The 17,447-nt window shown below is 36.2% G+C and carries 15 protein-coding genes and 1 other RNA gene; 8 read left to right on the plus strand and 8 right to left on the minus strand.

What is annotated here, in order from left to right; translation table 11 throughout:
- On the minus strand, positions 1 to 2,140 hold a 2,140-nt coding region (locus tag RBU60_RS00675; protein WP_308862684.1), incomplete at its 3' end, for a leucine-rich repeat domain-containing protein.
- Between the two features lie 416 nt (positions 2,141 to 2,556).
- On the opposite strand from RBU60_RS00675, the gene RBU60_RS00680 reads away from it, so the two are divergent.
- Complete coding sequence (locus RBU60_RS00680; RefSeq protein ID WP_308862685.1) at positions 2,557 to 3,324, plus strand: LexA family transcriptional regulator; 768 nt, start codon at positions 2,557 to 2,559, stop codon at positions 3,322 to 3,324.
- Here RBU60_RS00680 and RBU60_RS00685 read toward each other — a convergent pair.
- On the minus strand, positions 3,321 to 3,656 hold the full coding sequence (locus RBU60_RS00685) for a hypothetical protein (RefSeq protein ID WP_308862686.1): 336 nt from the start codon (positions 3,654 to 3,656) through the stop codon (positions 3,321 to 3,323). The genes RBU60_RS00680 and RBU60_RS00685 overlap by 4 nt on opposite strands.
- 127 nt (positions 3,657 to 3,783) lie before the next feature.
- On the opposite strand from RBU60_RS00685, the gene RBU60_RS00690 reads away from it, so the two are divergent.
- The 3 genes from RBU60_RS00690 to RBU60_RS00700 all read left to right on the plus strand — a co-directional run bounded on the left by RBU60_RS00690 (position 3,784) and on the right by RBU60_RS00700 (position 4,958).
- On the plus strand, positions 3,784 to 4,125 hold the full coding sequence (locus tag RBU60_RS00690) for a hypothetical protein (RefSeq protein ID WP_308862687.1): 342 nt from the start codon (positions 3,784 to 3,786) through the stop codon (positions 4,123 to 4,125).
- Positions 4,092 to 4,247, plus strand: a complete 156-nt coding sequence (locus tag RBU60_RS00695) for a hypothetical protein (RefSeq protein ID WP_308862688.1) — start codon at positions 4,092 to 4,094, stop codon at positions 4,245 to 4,247. Before RBU60_RS00690 ends, RBU60_RS00695 begins: the two co-directional genes overlap by 34 nt.
- A gap of 459 nt (positions 4,248 to 4,706) precedes the next feature.
- The gene (locus RBU60_RS00700) at positions 4,707 to 4,958 is read left to right on the plus strand and encodes a GIY-YIG nuclease family protein (protein ID WP_308862690.1); all 252 of its coding nucleotides are present in this window, start codon (positions 4,707 to 4,709) and stop codon (positions 4,956 to 4,958) included.
- Positions 4,959 to 5,271: 313 nt separating this feature from the next.
- Here RBU60_RS00700 and RBU60_RS00705 read toward each other — a convergent pair whose 3' ends face one another.
- Entirely contained in the window at positions 5,272 to 6,726 is a 1,455-nt protein-coding gene (locus RBU60_RS00705; protein WP_308862691.1) for a sodium:solute symporter family protein, read from the minus strand.
- Positions 6,727 to 6,994: 268 nt separating this feature from the next.
- On the opposite strand from RBU60_RS00705, the gene RBU60_RS00710 reads away from it, so the two are divergent.
- Both RBU60_RS00710 and RBU60_RS00715 read left to right on the plus strand, forming a co-directional pair.
- The gene (locus tag RBU60_RS00710; protein ID WP_308862692.1) at positions 6,995 to 8,482 is read left to right on the plus strand and encodes an MDR family MFS transporter; all 1,488 of its coding nucleotides are present in this window, start codon (positions 6,995 to 6,997) and stop codon (positions 8,480 to 8,482) included.
- 569 nt (positions 8,483 to 9,051) lie between these two features.
- Positions 9,052 to 9,375: a formate/nitrite transporter family protein gene (locus tag RBU60_RS00715; protein ID WP_328517249.1), complete on the plus strand. Its 324-nt coding sequence runs from the start codon at positions 9,052 to 9,054 to the stop codon at positions 9,373 to 9,375.
- Positions 9,376 to 9,478: 103 nt separating this feature from the next.
- On the opposite strand, the gene RBU60_RS00720 is transcribed toward RBU60_RS00715, so the two are convergent.
- Positions 9,479 to 10,657 carry a glycosyltransferase family protein gene (locus RBU60_RS00720; RefSeq protein WP_308862693.1) on the minus strand — a complete coding sequence of 393 codons (1,179 nt, stop codon included), beginning with the start codon at positions 10,655 to 10,657 and terminating at the stop codon, positions 9,479 to 9,481.
- Positions 10,658 to 10,824: 167 nt separating this feature from the next.
- Positions 10,825 to 11,225: a transfer-messenger RNA gene (gene ssrA / locus RBU60_RS00725) on the minus strand.
- Positions 11,226 to 11,460: 235 nt separating this feature from the next.
- On the opposite strand from ssrA, the gene RBU60_RS00730 reads away from it, so the two are divergent.
- Both RBU60_RS00730 and RBU60_RS00735 read left to right on the plus strand, forming a co-directional pair.
- Complete coding sequence (locus RBU60_RS00730; protein ID WP_308862694.1) at positions 11,461 to 12,663, plus strand: NAD(P)-dependent oxidoreductase; 1,203 nt, start codon at positions 11,461 to 11,463, stop codon at positions 12,661 to 12,663.
- An 82-nt stretch (positions 12,664 to 12,745) separates the two neighbouring features.
- A complete protein-coding gene (locus RBU60_RS00735; protein WP_308862696.1) occupies positions 12,746 to 13,510 on the plus strand; it encodes an endonuclease/exonuclease/phosphatase family protein in 765 nt (254 codons plus the stop codon).
- 49 nt (positions 13,511 to 13,559) lie between these two features.
- Here RBU60_RS00735 and RBU60_RS00740 read toward each other — a convergent pair whose 3' ends face one another.
- The 3 genes from RBU60_RS00740 to RBU60_RS00750 form a co-directional block, all read right to left on the minus strand.
- Entirely contained in the window at positions 13,560 to 15,476 is a 1,917-nt protein-coding gene (locus RBU60_RS00740) for a TlpA family protein disulfide reductase (RefSeq protein WP_308862697.1), read from the minus strand.
- A gap of 113 nt (positions 15,477 to 15,589) precedes the next feature.
- On the minus strand, positions 15,590 to 16,408 hold the full coding sequence (gene kdsA / locus RBU60_RS00745; RefSeq protein WP_308862698.1) for a 3-deoxy-8-phosphooctulonate synthase: 819 nt from the start codon (positions 16,406 to 16,408) through the stop codon (positions 15,590 to 15,592).
- Between the two features lie 112 nt (positions 16,409 to 16,520).
- A complete protein-coding gene (locus tag RBU60_RS00750) occupies positions 16,521 to 17,126 on the minus strand; it encodes a hypothetical protein (protein WP_308862699.1) in 606 nt (201 codons plus the stop codon).
- Positions 17,127 to 17,447: the final 321 nt, after the last annotated feature.

A 17,447-nucleotide genomic window follows, 5' to 3' on the forward strand; every position in this document is an offset into this window, starting at 1 on the left:
TTAAGGTGGTTAGGTCATTGAAGCTTTCGGGCAAGGTGGTCAAGGTATAAACGGTGCCCGTGCCGCTTTCGTAATAATATTGGTTGGCAAGGTTAAGCTCCGTTAATGCAGAGAGATTACCAAAACTCTCGGGCAGGCTTTCCAGTTGGTTATTATAGAGATTTAGCACCGAGAGGTTACTAAGGTTTCCAAAACTTTCAGGCAACCCAGCAAGCTTATTCCCTCCTGAAAAGTCAAGATTAGTCAACAGGTTTAAATTACCAAAACTTTCGGGCAAGGTTTCTAATAAGTTATTCTGTAAAGTCAGTTGAACAAGGTTTATTAAGTTTCCTATACCACTGGGCAAAGTCGTTAATTCATTGTAGTTCAATGTTAATTGTGTCAAATCAACCAAATTCCCTATATCTTCAGGGAGTTCAGTTATATTATTATTATCAAGTCTAAGGGTTGTTAGGGTAGTCAAGTTGCCTATGCTATTTTCAGGGATAAGTTCTATCTCATTGTCATCAAGGTAAAGTTCTGTCAGGTTATCCAACCCACCAATAGCTACTGGAATATTGGTGATTAAACTTCCCGAGAGGTCTAAATATTCTAAATTAACGAGATTGCCTATTTCTACAGGGATGCTAGGAAAAGGATTGGGACTTGCTACTAAGGCCTCTAGATTAATAAGTGTTCCTATTTGTTCAGGCAGCAGCGTTATATCGTTATTATTAAATTGTAAATAGTTGAGATTGGTGAGATTTTCTATAGTTATAGGAACGACCTCTATGCTACAATTGTTAAACCTCAAATCAGTAAGATTGGTAAGATTTCCTAGTTCTGGAGGTAAAGCGGTAAGTCCATTATTGTTACTTAGGTTTAAGCTTTCTAAATTTGAAAAAGTTTCGAGGTTAGCAGGTATTTCTCCATTCAATCCAAAACCGTGCAAATCCATACCAATAGCATGACGGTAACCGCTGGTTTCAGTATAGACAAACCCGGTATTGTTACTATTGAGATCAGGGAACATATCATTATATTTTACATTCCAGTTAGGACCATTGGTAACATCATATATTTCATAAAATGCAATTTTTTCAGCAGGAGCTACGGGAACAGGGTTGCTACAATCGTCTGATATAACAAGGCCGTAGTCAAAATATTCTAATGGCAAATTACGAATAGTGGCAAGATTACTAGTGGGTACCGTGACACAAACCAAATTCGGTGCGTGTCTAAAGTTCAGTTGTCCATTGGTCACATTAGTGTTCCAAAGATCATTGACTAAGTTGAGACTGCTTATATTGGTATTATTGAGATGAAGTTCTTGCAAATGGTCATTGCTTAGTACAACTCCACCTGTAAGGTTATTATTTGCAAGGTACAACCTGCGTAGTTCAGGTAAATCAACAAGGTCGGGCAAATTGCCAGTAAGATTGTTATTCGACAAATTAATTTCTGTTATTCTTAAAAAGCCACTAATTTCTTCTACAGTAACACCATACCATTCAGTAACGGGTGTGGTGGTAGTCCAATTGGTAATATTAGTCCAGTTAGTACCTCCAGTTGCATTGTAAAAAGCAATAAGTGCATTGCGTTCTTGTGTAGAAACATCTGGATTGGCGCAATTTTCGTTAAAAAGTATATTAGGGTTAAGGCTGTTCCAACTGTTCTCTACTTGCGCTATATTGGCTACCTGTATGCAAGAGAGGTTAGGATTAGCTGTAGCGTACAATGTAGAAAGGTTAAGGTTACTGCTTATATCTAAGCTGGTAAGTTGGTTGTTTTGGCAACGTAGTTCTGTTAAATACATTAACCCTGTTAAGCTTAACTCTGTAAGTTGGTTACTATAGCAACGCACAACGCTTAAAGCTATATTTTGGTCTAGATTTAAATTGGTAAGTTGATTGTTATAGCAGGTTAAGGTTTCTAGAACCGTAAAGTCTTCAATACCTGTTAGGTCTTCTATATCTAAATTGGGGATAAATAAATTAGTAACATTCTCAATATTGGCGGTAAGTACATAATTATCTAAAGTATCATCAAGCCCTAGGTCTATGAGTTTTTGTTCAAAATTATCATCGGGGACATAAGTATTTTGTGCGCTAAGACTTAAAAAAGAAAAACATACAAGGGAAAAAAGTATAAATTGTTTCATAACAAACAGGCTTAAAAATTAAATTTCAAAAGTAAAATTAACCGGAAAGAGCAGACGAAACAATACCCAATTTTAGGTATATTAAGCATTAGAGAACAAGTAATTTAATCAGCTTTAACCAAGTCATAAGTTCAACTAACCGAGTTGATTTTAATCCTTCTAGAGGGTTTAGCCCAGCTTTGCCGTTTGGCAAGCTATGTCGAAGTAAAACGAATTTTTTTTGAGGATTTAACCGAAAATCGCTAAGTCACTAGGGTCATTTTTCTTCAATGTTATTTCTTTCATAATTTTTAAGAACAGCTTTTCAGCGAAGCTTGAAAGCTAGGGATTTATGCGTAATCGAGGAGTATTTCCTTTTATTTGGAAATAAACCTAATTAAAGTTGGAATATATCCAGATATTAATTAGTTTTGAGTATGGAACTACCACTAGAAATACGTCGATTTAAAGAAATTAGGGAAGAACAAGGTCAGACTCAAGCAGAGTTTGCCGAATTATTAAAGATAAAAACCTCTACGTCTGACATTGAACGCGGCCGTACCAAACTCAGTGGAGTAGTGGTGACCGAGCTGCTGAAGCAATTTGGAATCAATCCGCTTTGGTTATTTGGAGAGAGCAATCAGAAAATCTTACCCTTACATAGGATAGACACCATGCCCAAGGTAATTACCCTCGATTCTGAAGAGCAAGAAAATATTGTGATGGTGAATCAAAAAGCGGCAGCAGGATATCCACACAATGTGCAAGATGTAGAATGGTATAGGCAATTACCAGCATTCGATTTGCCTTTACCGCAGTTCCGAAATGCTACTTATCGCGGTTTTCAAATTGAAGGTGATAGTATGTTGCCTAATTTTAGGCCAGAAGAATGGGTGTTGGCGAAAGCCGTTCCTAGTTTATCTGATGCTAGTGATCATAAAGTGTATGTAGTGGTAATGTACGATACGGTTGTGGTGAAAAAATTACACAAACTCAACGATCCTAGTAAAGTGAAGTTGGTTTCTTTTAATACCGAATATCAGCCTTTTGAAGTAGAGGTGTCAGAGATTCAAGAGCTGTGGCAAGTCAATTCAAAACTGACGTTCAATTTAGATGCGAGTTCAGAAAGCGGAATTCTACGGGAACTCCAAGAATCTATGCTCGATTTAAAACGCCAATTGGGAGAAATGCGCAAGCAGGCTTAATTTATTTCCGGAAGGAATTGCTCAAAAAACTCATGGAGTTGCGCCTTAAAAACAGGAACGGGAATGCGGTGCTCTAATTGTGGGGCTACATTCAACCGAAGCGGAGCTTTTTTTAATTGATCGGCTAAAAAAGTGAAGGTATCCATAGGATTCACGACCTCGTCTTTTGCACCTAAAAGTAGTTGTTTTGGAGCCGCTCTTTTTTTAAAATAAGTGGTAAAAGTAACCTCTTTGTACCTAGATAAAGGCGGATTAAATAGCAATGCAGGTCTGCCAATAGTTTCTGAAGTAATATAAGCATTTAAAGCTCCCATACTACTTCCTATCACCACCTCAAATTCAGTTGTTTTATAGGCATTTAAAATAATTTCAGGCTGAATGTATTTCTTGAAGTAATCGATATCTGGAGCAAAAACCTGTCCGTAATTCTCTAGAATTATTCTTTTCTTTGAACTGAGTTTGCTGTTTCATTCCGAAGTGGTGCATCAATATTACATTCCGGTAAAACGCTTTGGCTATTTGTTGGTGCGCATCCGTAACTGCTATAAGGATGTGACGCTCGATTTAAAATTGGTAAAACCCAAAGTGCGCAAGATAATTGATACTTATCTGGAAACCTTGGGCATCGACAGCCGCGTAGAACTCATCAATTTATTGCATGATGAATTTATGGGCGAAATGAACAAGATAAGCAAAACCCCAAAGACCAAAGCCAGCGAAATGGAGCACGCCATTCGAAGACATATAAAAATCAATATGAACAAGGATTGGCCGAACAAGAATTACCATTTTATGATTTAATTGTGTATAATGCTTTTAAAGATTCGATTTCTGAAGAAGAAAAAGAGGAGTTAAGGCCCTTAATAAAAGAATTGATTGTCTTGCTAAAAGCTGCCATTAACAAACCCAATTTCTGGAAATAACGAGAATCTAAAATACGAAAGCTGGAAGACGAGGTCGATGATTTATTGGGTTTTTCAGGAATCAAACCTGTGGAGGAAATACATTCCAAATTAACAGTAAGAATTGATGAACATGGCCAAGCGCCGCCATCAGGAATTAACTGGGGAGCAGTAAGGGTCTTCGACAGGCTCAGGCTGACACCCGTTTTCAAAATTGACTATCTTTAGAAAAGGATTTGATTGAGTGAAATTGCTACTTAAAAGTAATTTTGTCACGCTGAGCTTGATAAGAAAGAGGTCTTCGACAGGCTCAGACTGACATTTGTTTCCTGAATTGGCTATCTTTATACTTGAAATTTTCAAACCTTAAAGGATGTCAATCGAAACCCATACTGTCATACTGAGCCTAGCCTGTCCTGAGTTTACCGAAGGATCGAAGTGCAAGTGCTATTTGAAGTCGAAATGCTTTAATTAAAAAAAATGAAATTCTATTTTACTTACATATTATTATGTGTTGATAATAGCTATTATACAGGAATGACTAACGATCTTGATCGAAGAATGACGGAACATCAAGGAGGAAAAAAGAAAAGTTGCTATACCTATAAAAAGCGGCCTTTAAAATTAGTCTGGTATATTCAATGCACCAATCCTTCAGAAGCTATAAAAATTGAAAAACAGATTAAAGGCTGGACCAGAAGAAAAAAGAAAGCCCTAATCGATGAAAAGTGAGACGATTTGGTTAAATTTTCTAAAAATTATACTGAATATGGTAAGCCTGGGTCTTCGACAGGCTCAGACTGACACCCGTTTTCAAAATTGACTATCTTTAGAAAAGAATTTGATTGAGTGAAATTGCTACTTAAAAGTAATTTTGTCACGCTGAGCTTGTCGAAGCGTAGTTTAAAATCGTTTTTAAATTTAATAAATGATGAAAATACATCACTTTCATCTATTTTCAATCAAAAAACTTCTCAGAGCAACAAAAAATATATTTTTAAGGCAATGGTGTCCATTCGTCTAGTATTCTTTTCCAGAATAAAAACTATTTCCTATTCAAAATATTGGCTTTCTTGATAAAAGCCCGATTTTTTGCGTAATCATCTTTAGTGAAAAGGCTAATGCCTACATATAGAACTAGCGAAATGGAAATTCCAATCAAGGCTTGTTTGGTAGAGGCAATTTCCCAAGCTACGGGTAAATCGGCACCTAAAGCGACCATTAAGTTGTAGGATGAAAACAGCAATCCGAAAAACATAGAAATACTAGCCGCCGTGGAGGTTCCGCGAACCCACAGAAAGCCGAAAATTAAGGGGATAAAAGCACCACTGGTTAGAAAATCTGATCCTAACCAAGAGATGGTGAGTACCGATTGTATTTTTAAGGCAATAAACAAGGCTGCACCCCCAATAATAAAGGTGGAAATTCTCCCTACATTCACTTGACGAGTATCACTGGCGTTGGGATTGATGTATTTTTGATACACATCTACCGTTAAGGAAAGCGCACCGGTATTCACCAAAGAATCCATGGTAGACATGATGGCAGAACTTAAGCCCACAAATAAAATCGCGCTAATGATAGGGCTTTTATAATTGCTTAAAATATGGGGAACGATTCCGCTTTCGGGCACGCTGTCATAAAATACTGAAGAAAACATCCCCGTATAAGTAACCATAAGGTAAAGCGGAATGAAGGCGAAGAAACTAAAGAGCATCATTTTCTTAGCGTCACTAGCCTTTTTTGCAGCCGAAATGCGCTGCCAAATATTGGCTTGGATCATCCACGAAGTTCCGAAGGTGATCACGTAGGCTAGATTATCTGATACCTGATTAAAAAAGGAAGTATAACCTGGTTTGTTATTGGTTTCGGCTATTTTTTTCACGGCTTCCCATCCGCCAGACCGATCGTAGGTAATGTAAAACAAAAAGATTGCGGTAAACAAGAAGAATATAAATTGAAGAAAATCGGTAAGGACTACACCTTTAAATCCGCCGAAGAGCGAATATACCAGTACGATAACGGTACCTAAAAGCGCTCCAGCTTCATAGCTCATATCAAAATAAGCTTTAAAGAATTTTGCCACAACAATAACTTGAATGGAAGCGGCAATCACCATAAAAATAATGATAAAGATGGTGAGTAACAAGGCAGTGGTGTCATTATAGCGCTGCCGCATAAGCTGAGGTTGGGAAATGCTCCTTATATTCCGAATTCCGCCAGCAAATAAATACATCAATCCTGTAGCGATAAGTACTGGAACTCCGTAAATCCAAAAAGAACTAAGTCCGTTTTGATGAGCGTGATCTACTAAATCTATCGCTGAACCGCCACCCCACCAAGAAGCAATAAAAGTGATGGCTAACAACCAGGCGGGCAATTTTCGAGAACCTAAGAAGTAATCTTCACTCGTATTGCTTTTTCGGTTCCAAATACCCACGCCAATAATGACTATGATGTAAAGTACTAAAAAAACAATGGTAAGCGTAGTGTTGGACATATGGCTTTTTTACGGGTAGCAATGATACAATTATTTTAGGAAAATTAGCTGTCCTCACTATTCGATGAAACTCCAACGGGTAGTTTCTGAAATCGCTTAGTGGTTACTCCAAACTCTCTTGAATCTTGCAAATATAGAACTGAAATTGCTTAGCTCTACAGGCTTCTTTTATTTTTCATTTTTTTTAGCTTTTGTGGAGCTTGTTTTTAGTCTTAGCAACCTAAAATAGCATTCTCATTTTCTGCTTATTTGTTTACCTTCGCCGGCTATGAATAATTCTCCCCTTCCGTTAAAGCGAAATTGGATTTTGGCTGCTTTGATGCTAACGATGTTTCTCGCCGCAATGGATATTGCCATTGTTTCGACCGTTATTCCGCAAATCGTTGGAGACTTGGGTGGGTTTAAGAAATTCTCTTGGGTATTTTCTATTTACCTGCTTACGCAAACCGCCAGTATTCCCGTGTACGGAAAAATGGCCGACATGTATGGTCGAAAAAAGATACTTCTTATTGGAATTGTTATTTTTCTAGTGGGTTCTGCGGCCTGCGGAGCTTCGTGGAATATAGAGTCTTTAATCGCTTTTCGAGGCTTGCAGGGGTTAGGTGCCGGTTCTATTATGGCGATTGTCAATACCATTGCAGGTGATATTTATACGGTAAAAGAACGCTCTAAAATACAAGGTTGGTTGTCTAGTATCTGGGGAATCTCGGCGATTATAGGTCCGGCTTTGGGGGGAGCTATGGTAGAGTATGTCAACTGGCGGTGGATTTTTCTAATCAATATTCCTATCGGACTTGTTTCTGTTGTTTTGTTGATGATGTTTTTAAAAGAGAAAGTGAGTGTTATTAAAACTAAGATCGATTATCTAGGTGCTTTCCTCATTTTTACCACGCTTACCTTGCTGATTACTTTTTTACTGAATGGCGGACAAGCTTGGGCTTGGCTTTCTTTCTATAGTTTAGGCTTGTTTGGTTTGGTAGCGGCATTGCTTTGTTTATGTGTCTATGTAGAACGCCGAGCGGAATCTCCCATAATGCCTCTTTGGTTGTGGACACACCGTCCCTTTTTGGGTTCTATTTTAGCTTTGATGGGAATGGGCGTCATTATTATGGGACCAGAAACCTACCTGCCCACTTTTACGCAGGCCTCGTTGGGAATTGGAGTGACGGTTTCGGGATTAATTTTGGCAAGCATGAGTATAGGTTGGCCAACGGCATCAGCACTTTCAGGAAAGTTATATTTAAGAATTGGGTTTAGGAATACAGCAATTATTGGGGCAGTTTTAGTGTTTCTTGCAGCAATAAGCTTTTTGTTGATTCCATATCCGCAGCCTGTATATTTACTGGTGATCAATCAGGTAATTTTAGGCGCGGGATTCGGACTTATTTCTACTCCGGTTCTGGTGGGAGTACAGTCGATGGTAGATTGGAATCAACGCGGAGTGGTCACTGGAGCCACTATGTTTGGCCGAAATTTGGGTCAGAGTTTAGGGGCGGCTATTGTGGGTGCTATTTTTAATGCCTCTTTTTCTCAACAAGTGAGTGAAGCTCCATTTGATTTACCTGAGCAAGATGGAAATATTTTGCAGATGTTACAAACTCCGAGCTTGTCTGCGGAAGCTAAATTTTTTTTAAAGGGAGCCATTAATACGGCAAATCATCATATTTATTACGGAATGGCGATTTTGGCGGTACTTACTTTTGCTGCAATTTGGCTAATCCCCAAAAAGATACAAACGAAAGAAGAGTCGAATTAGTCTAGCTATTTTGTTTTATTTTGATTTAACTTTTAGAACTATTGCAATTTATTATTGTATATCGGCTTTCATTCCTAAAATTAGTTTTTGTCACTCCCGAAGCTTCAGGAGAGCTCCAGCCCGAAAGAATTCATTCTGGCGGGAAGACGAAAGGCTCGACGTGATATTAGCACTATTATTTGATTACACTGGACACTAAACAGATATAAAAACTTATTGTTAGAAATCAGAAATATAAAACCTAAATGCGGAGAATTAAATTTTTCTTCCGAAGTTGTTTTAATTGTTTTGCTCCATGCTTTTGTAAAGCTATAAAGCTAATTTCTCTTCGCGCTAAAAGTGGAGTAGGAAGAAATACACGATAAGTTTTTCCTAAAATCTCAATAGACAAGAACGATTCTCGAAATAAATTAGTATCGTAAAGTATTTTGTACTTATGGCCAATGAAGAAAAACATCAGAAAGAACTCTAGAAAAAATCGAATGAGGTAGAGGAAACTAAAAAATATACCAGGATTTTAAGTCGGGTTATTAACGAGGGAAGCCGTTTTTAAAACTAAAAGAATCACCTTGTTTTTGAGCGCTTGTATTGCCGGTCTGGAAATTGGCTTTAGCTACTTACTTATTTGTACGTTGTATGGAAGTGTAGACGAACAGGTGATTTTTAAACTTTTTGGACTGGCTTACCCCTTAGGATTTGTTTTGGTGATTATGGGAAAGTCGGCGCTGTTTACCGAACAAACTTTGGTATTGGCTTTACCGGTGTTAAACCGGCAACGTAGCTTTTTAGAGATGCTGAGTGTTTGGGGCTGGGTGATTTTAGGATACGGATTAGGAGGCGCGATTGTGGAGGTTTATTTAAATATCGGATTTTTTGAATCTAATAAGAAGTAGAATTTTTATGCTAGTAATTAAAGGATTGTCTTTTATTGTTGCTGTTAAATCTTTTGCTTCTATTAATTTAATATATTCTTAATCCAAGTTGAAATTAGGGGGTTTATACTTTAGAATTATTTAAACTAGTGGTTTTTTTCTTGTTGTTATAGTTAGTATATAAGTCTATATAATAAGAGGTGATGGTGTCTAGTGTATTTTGTGATGCTATGGAATAATTCTTTTTGGCAAGTTTGAAGCCGTAGCTTTTACTGTTGTAAACAGTGAAAATTCCTCTATAAAGAGAGTTTTCATTTCTAGGGGTATAATAATGTGCACTATAGCCTTCTTCTCGCATTTGGATGCTTGCATTTTTTTCATTAGGAGCAAGAATTGGTTTTCCTAGGAGGCTTACATTTAGCAATAGGTCCTTATCTTTTAAAGCAAGTGGATTTAGAAACAATACCATTTTACCATTTTTTATAAATTCAAAATAGTTAATGCTAAAATAATTGACAATCTTGATAGTTGGAGGGATGTTATTTTCGGAGATGAAATTTTCCAAAACAAAAGTATCTGGATTAGTACTTAAAGCAATTTCAATGTTTATATTCTTACTATTACTCAGTGCCTGAACTAAAAAGGTAAGCTCTTGATGAGGTTTATTTCCTAAATAAGTATTGATTTTTAAAAGATCATTTTCATCATTAAGAAAATTAGGTAAACTAGACCTTACTGTTCTCACATAGGGAGAATGTTTCAGAGGATAATTAGGATAATTTTTATGAAAGCTATTAAAGTCTTTGGAGTTAGGAAGGCTCACTAAATTGACTTTTGGCAAAATTTTAAATAGGATATACTTCTTAATTTTAAACCCCTTGGCATTAAAGTAATCTCCAGAAAATTTTGCGTGATTTAAGTCTAACTCTTCTCGGTAGTTATTAAGAAACAAAATAGAAGGTATTTTTTTAAATGAAAAGAAGATGGGGATTAAGAACTTGAAAAAGTAAATTCCGGTTTTAATATTTTGATCTAAAAAATCAATGTTGAAATAGATAGCATCAGGTTTTTCTCTACGAATGATTTTTAAGACCTTTAAAGAATTTTTAAGGCTATCAAAAGTATGATCAGGAATAATTTTTAAATTTTTTTCCGATAAAGAAACGGGAAAGTCTGAATTTGTAATTACAACAATTTCATTTAGTTTCCTTGCATTTTGAAAATGATGAATGATACTCTCTCCAAATTTTTTGGCTATAGGGTTCTCATTTTTAGAGAAAATAGATACAATAACTAACTTCATATACTTAAAAGAGTCGTTAAATTGAGATTGATTCAACGTGGTCCAAAAGTAAAGATTTTAATATGGATTTAGAAGAATAATGAGGTATTAAAGCTAATGAGGTAAAAGTGCATTAGTTTTTAAACAAAAAACCTAACTACTTGCCAATAAGGTAGTTAGGTTCTGTATCGTGGAGTCGGGGAGACTCGAACTCCCGTGCAAACAAGCAATTCAATAGCTTTCTACGCGCTTATCTCTCGTTTAGTTTTCGATATGCCACCGGCCGAAAGCCACCAACGACATACTTATTCTCGCTTAAGTTTCGAAACTGCATCAAGACCCTGCTGTTTCTAGAGTTACTTTTTCGGTGCCTCAAGTGTGGTCGCCGTAAATCAAGGCTGCCACGAGACATCTTGGTTCCCTACCTAGTAGGGACTAAGCAAATCTTACTATAATTCAGATTATGCAGCCAAGGCGTAGTTATTCTCGCCGTTTAAAAAAGTGTGAAATATGATATTTACGAGCTGTATCCCAGCGCTCGACGTGCTTACCATTCAATTAGACTCGCTGTCAAAACCAAATCGACCCCATTTTTCAAAGAACATTTATCTTCGTAGTTTGGGCGTTACATTTGTAAAAAAAACAAATGTCGGGCTATCCGTTACAATTCCTCGTCCCAAAAATGGGCCTGCGGGATTTTCACTCCTATCCCTAACGCAAAATATCTACTTTCAGATAAAGTTAAGAAGACAAAGATACAATAAAATCATATATTTACGCATCAAACCTAGTATTGTTATTATATACAAAAGCTGTACCACTATATGAAGTTAGGAATTATAAAAGAAAGAAAGACACCGCCAGACCGTAGAGTAGTTTTTTCACCGCAAAAGTTATCATTGCTCAAAAAGCAGTTTCCCAACTGTGAATTAATCGTAGAGCCCTCAGATATTAGAATATTTCCAGATGAAGAATATAAACGTCTAGGTTTTGAAATCTCTGAAGATTTGAGTGACTGTGATGTACTGCTAGGAGTAAAAGAAGTGCCTATAGAAGCTTTAATTCCGAATAAAAAATATTTCTTCTTCTCACACACCATCAAAAAGCAACCCTATAACCGAGAACTGTTACAAGCTATTTTAGAAAAAAATATAGTCTTGTATGATCATGAAGTGATTACCAATCAAAAAAATAGTCGATTAATTGGCTTTGGTCGCTATGCTGGTATTGTAGGAGCTTATAATGGATTTAGAGCCTTAGGTCTTAGAGATAAACTTTTTCAATTACCTAAAGTAGAAAGCTTGCCAGATTATGGTGCGGTGGTAGAGAATCTTCAACAAATAAAGATACCTGCTATAAAAATAGCCTTGACGGGAACTGGAAAAGTGGGATATGGTGCTAAAGAGATTTTAGATCACCTTCACATTAAAAAAGTAAGTATTCACGATTACCTCACCAAAATTTTTGATGAGCCCGTTTATGCCATGTTGGGGGTGCTCGACTACAACAAAAGAAAAGATGGGAAGCAACTCGATAAATACGATTTTTACAATTATCCAGAAATTTACGAATCTGATTTTATGCGTTTTGCAAAAGTAACCGATTATTTTATCGCGGGTCACTTTTATGGAGATGGCGCGCCTTACTTGTTTACTCGAGAGGAAGCAAAACAAGAAGAATTTAAGATTAACCTGATTGCAGATGTAAGTTGCGATATAGACGGTCCTGTAGCTTCTACCATAAAACCTTCTACCATCGCCGACCCTTTTTATGGGTATGATCCACAAACCGAAATGGAAGTTGCTTTTGATGCAAAAAACGCGATAACGGTTATGGCTGTAGATAACTTACCTTGTGAGTTGCCAAAGGATGCTAGCGAAGGTTTTGGAGACATGTTCTTAGAGCATGTGATTCCCGCTTTCTTTAACGATGATGAAAAAGGAATTTTAGATCGTGCTAGAATGACTTTTAACGGAGAACTTACTTCACGTTATTCTTATTTAAAAGATTATGTAAATGAAATTTAACTGTCTATATTTTCTTTTGTTGGTCATACTGTCTTCTTGTGCTTCTCTAAAAAACAAAGAAAAAGAGAAAAACTTGGACATAATGACTTATAATATAAGGTTGGCTACTGGTGATAAGGGTCTTAAAAGCTGGTCAAAGCGGGGAGGTCATGTAGTTAAGCAAATGAAAGAAAAAGGAGTAGATGTTTATTTGTTACAGGAACCTTTAAAGCATCAAATAGATTATATTCAATCTAATTTAAAAAACTTCTCTGTGGTAGGGAAGCCTAGAATTGATGATGAGTACTTAGGAACTTACAATGCTATTTTTTTTAACAGGAATAAATTTAAATTAAAAGAAGATGAAACTTTTTGGGTTTCCGAGACCCCTTTACTAGAATCTAAAGGGTGGGACGCTTCAAGGGTAAGAATAATAACGTATGCTTTATTAGAGAATAGAGTGACTAAAGACAATTTTTATGTTTTTAATGTCCATTTAGATCAACAAGGTTCAGAATCAAAAATAAAAGGAGTTGAATTATTAGATGAATGGATAAAAAAAATAAACATTAATAACTATCCAGTAATTATTGGAGGAGATTTTAATTCTAAAGAAAATACAGAACCTATTCTTTGGTTTAAAGATCATTATAGAGACACCAAGACTGTAAGTATGACTTCTCCTAAAGGGCCTTTAGGAACCTTTAATTTTTTTAATGATAGAACGGCTAGGCATAAATACAGAATTGATTATATTTTTGTGAATGAAAACATAAAAGTAAAATCTTATGAAGTGCTTCAAAATAAGTATGGAGAAATGTACCCATCAGATCATTATCCCTTATATGTTGAACTGACTATTCCATAAAAAAAAACCCAGATTTAAATCTGGGCTTTTTTTATGGAAAGAATTGAGCTTAGGAATTAATAAGCTTAATCATCATATCAATCTCTTTAATCATTTGTTCGTTATTTCCACTGTAGCCTACTTTCTTAAACCTTATTTTCCCGTTAGGACCAATAATAATTTTTGTAGGAATACCCGTAATACCGTAGCTAGAAGAAGTACTATATTTTCTCGACCCTTCTTTAACAGGAGTATCCATAAGCACTTCAAAACTATAAGCCTTAGAGGTTATAAAATCTTTTGCTCCTTTGGTTCTAGTAGCTTCATCCCCTCTTTCCATCGTATTTACAAATAGAATTTCTACGTTTTCATTGTCTTTATACTTGTCTACAGCTTTTTGCATTCCAGGGAAAGAAGCTTTACAGGGACCACACCATGTAGCCCAAAAATCTAAGACTACAGTTTTACCTTTTAAACTCTCTAGACTCACTTCTTTGCCAGCTAGATTTTTCAAATTGAAACTTGCCGCTTCTTTATTGATCATTTCTTTCTTTATGTTGGCCATAAGAAGTTTGTCAGCTTTAGCTTCAAGACTGCTTAATTTCTTATCGGCTTCCGCTTCATCTACATCAGTATTTAGCAAAGCTGCTTTATAGGCTTCTTTTACTTTTTGAGTCGCGTTGTTGCTAGCGATAAATTTTTCAGCTTCAGTGATCACTTTATCGTTTGCTTCCGCGGAAGCGAGATATTCGATATAGCGTTCATTCAATTCGGCGTCGTTCCCTTCTCCTACAGCCTGAGCTTGGTACTTAATCGCTTCTTCGGTATTTCCTTGCTTAAATAAAATGTATGCGTAGGTGTCGGCATACATTCCGTAGGTTCTATCTAGATTTTTAGAATATTGCTTTTTGGTTTGAAAATCTGTCTTCCCTTCAAAGCTTTTTTGTTCTTTATTAATGAGATCTAGAGATTTTTTGGACAATTCGGCTGCCAAATCTAAGTTCTCCTCTTTTTCGGCCATATTCCAAGCAACAGAATTGTAGCTACTTGCTTTTTGAGTGCTGTTCGAAATTTGATTGGTATATTTTTTAAATTTCTCTTGATCACCTTTTTTAAAGTACTCCTCTGCAATATTACTTAACATAAAATCCTTCTCAAAACTATCTTCGCCTACGTTTTTATTGTAATCTGCTAAAGCGTTTAATTTGTCTTCTAGAGAAGAAGCCTTATAAACACGCATGGCATAAGTTCTTTTTGCAGCACTTCCTTTAGGATATTTGCTAGCCATAAGCTTAGAAATAGAATCTACTTTAGATTTGTTTCCCAGAACCTGATGAAAACTTAATAAGGTGGTGTTTTCGTCTTCAGTTAATTCTTTCTTTTCGTAAGAAGTCATTCTTTTTTTTGCGTAAGCTTTAGCTTTATCTTCATTAGAATTGGCAAGCATAGAGACATACATTCTGTCCCAGTCTTTTTGGATACCCTTATTCTCTTTAAGGTCTGTATCGATTAAAGCTAAAGAAGAATCTGCTGGTATTTCTGCGCCAAACTCGGGTGCTAAATTGGCATAATACATTCCCATGCTGGCGTTACTTCCGGCAACAGGCTTTTTGTCTTTATTGTATAAAGGCAAGATGTAACCTTTTTTATCATTGTTGTCATATTCGTCCTCACTCTTAAAATTAAAAGCTAAGGCTTGCGCAGAATCTGGCACTTTTATGGTTGTTTGCCAAAGATTCGAAGAGTCTTCTAGGTCAAGATCCTGAGGATACATTTTTCCATTCACCATGTAGTAGAAATGCGCATCTACAGATTCGGCATCATTGCTATAACTGATTTGAAGATCATCGCCGGCTTGTGGATATTCGGTGGCTAAATGAAGCTGACCCATATCTTTTCCTTGGTCTTTATCTTCTTTCTTTTCTTCTTGGCAACTTGCTAGGATTAAAACGGAACTAGCGAGTATCGAGAGGGTTTTTATTTTCATAATAATTAATTTTTGTATCGTTAAAGGTACGTTTTTTTTATTTTATTAAAGTAAATAAAAAAGTCCGTAATAGTTTTACGGACTTGTTATGTAATGACTAAAAGGGAATTAATTTAGAATTTATTAATGGTTTTTCTAATGCTTACCAAATGGGTAAGAAGCTTTTCTAGGTGCTGTAAATCCAGCATATTAGCGCCATCACTTTTCGCATGAGCAGGGTCAAAATGTGTTTCTATAAATAAACCATCTACATGATTTACTACTCCGGCACGAGCGATAGTTTCAATCATATCTGGTCTTCCTCCTGTCACTCCGCTGCTTTGATTGGGTTGTTGTAGAGAATGCGTCACATCTAAGACTGTAGGAGCAAACTCGCGCATCGTAGGAATTCCTCTAAAATCTACAATCATATCCTGGTAGCCAAACATAGTCCCGCGATCGGTGACCATCACCTGTGGATTGTTGCAATCGGTTACTTTGGTTACCGCATGCTTCATGCTTTCTGGACTCATAAACTGACCTTTCTTAAGGTTGACTACTTTTCCTGTTTCCGCGGCAGCGACAACCAAATCGGTTTGACGCACCAAAAATGCTGGGATTTGTAATACGTCTACATATTCTGCCGCCATCGCAGCGTCGCTTACTTCGTGAATATCGGTTACTGTAGGTACTTTAAAGGTTTCTGAAACTTTACGAAGAATTTTTAAGGCTTTCTCGTCTCCAATTCCCGTAAAACTATCAATACGACTCCGGTTGGCTTTTTTAAAGCTTCCTTTAAAAACATAAGGAATTTCCAGCTTATCGGTGATTGTAATTACTTTTTCGGCAATTCTAAGGGCCATATCTTCACTTTCTATGGCGCAAGGACCGGCAAGCAGAAAAAAGTTATCTGAATCTAAGTGTTTTATCTGCGGAATTAAATCAAGTTTCATAGTTCTTATTTAAGAGTGTAAAGGTACCAAATTTATGCATAAAGGCTTGGAAATAAAATAGCCGAAACCATATTATGAAGGTTTCGGCTAGAGGTAGTTTTGAATTTAAAATTTAAAAGGCACGCTTTCTTATTTTTTTAGCAAACTCTTTGGCGAGTTTGGCGTAAGCTTCAGTCACGCGGTGTGCAGAGGTAAAATCATACCCCATTGCGCCTCTACCTTTTACTTTGGAGTAATCTACTTCTAGTAAAATGTTGGAAGGGTTGTTGGTTTCAAAGACGGTAATGGTAGATTCAAGTTTTGCATCTTTTCTCCAAACTCCTACGTTGTAACCGTCATACATCATGGTAATGGCTACATTGATGGTATATTTTCTTTCTGGAGCTTCTTTTTTTACCGTAACTAAATTATCGTCAAAGCGCTTATTAAAAGATTCAATAAATTTTGGTTCAAAGTGATTGGGGCGGTTAGAAAACCATTCTTCTTTCCACGCTATTCCGGCTCCCGCTTCATCTTCTTCTTTTTCTTTTACTTTCTCATCGAGAAATTCTTTTTCAGAGTCAAATTTTGGAATTTCTACGTTGTCGTAGGTAAAGGTTAGGTTATAGGCTGTAATTCCTTTAAGAGCTTTAAACTTTCCGTTTCTAACTTTTTCCTTTTGCGCAAAGCCTAAACTAACACAAAAAAGTAATGCAACCATTGCTGTAATTTTTTTCATAGATAATGTAAATTGGTTTTATGACCGCCAATATATAATATTTTTGTTAAAATTAACATTTTATTAAGGTTTTTGTAGGGAGTAGTTTTAAATGAGTAAGTTTAAAAGGTTTTTTTGATAAATTTATCTAGAAATAGATTTTAATGCTTTCGTTAAACGTCATTTTACTTTCAATTTCGTAATCCTAATGATAAAAGTAGCAATCATTCGGCGAACCTTTTAATACCTAATCAGGAAATTTAAAATCTATTTTTTAAACTCTTTATTCAGTATAATAAACCGGATCTTCATTGGGATCTACAGCGCATTCGTATTCGGTTT

Source organism: Mesonia profundi, from assembly GCF_031085155.1.
Lineage (GTDB): Bacteria > Bacteroidota > Bacteroidia > Flavobacteriales > Flavobacteriaceae > Mesonia > Mesonia profundi.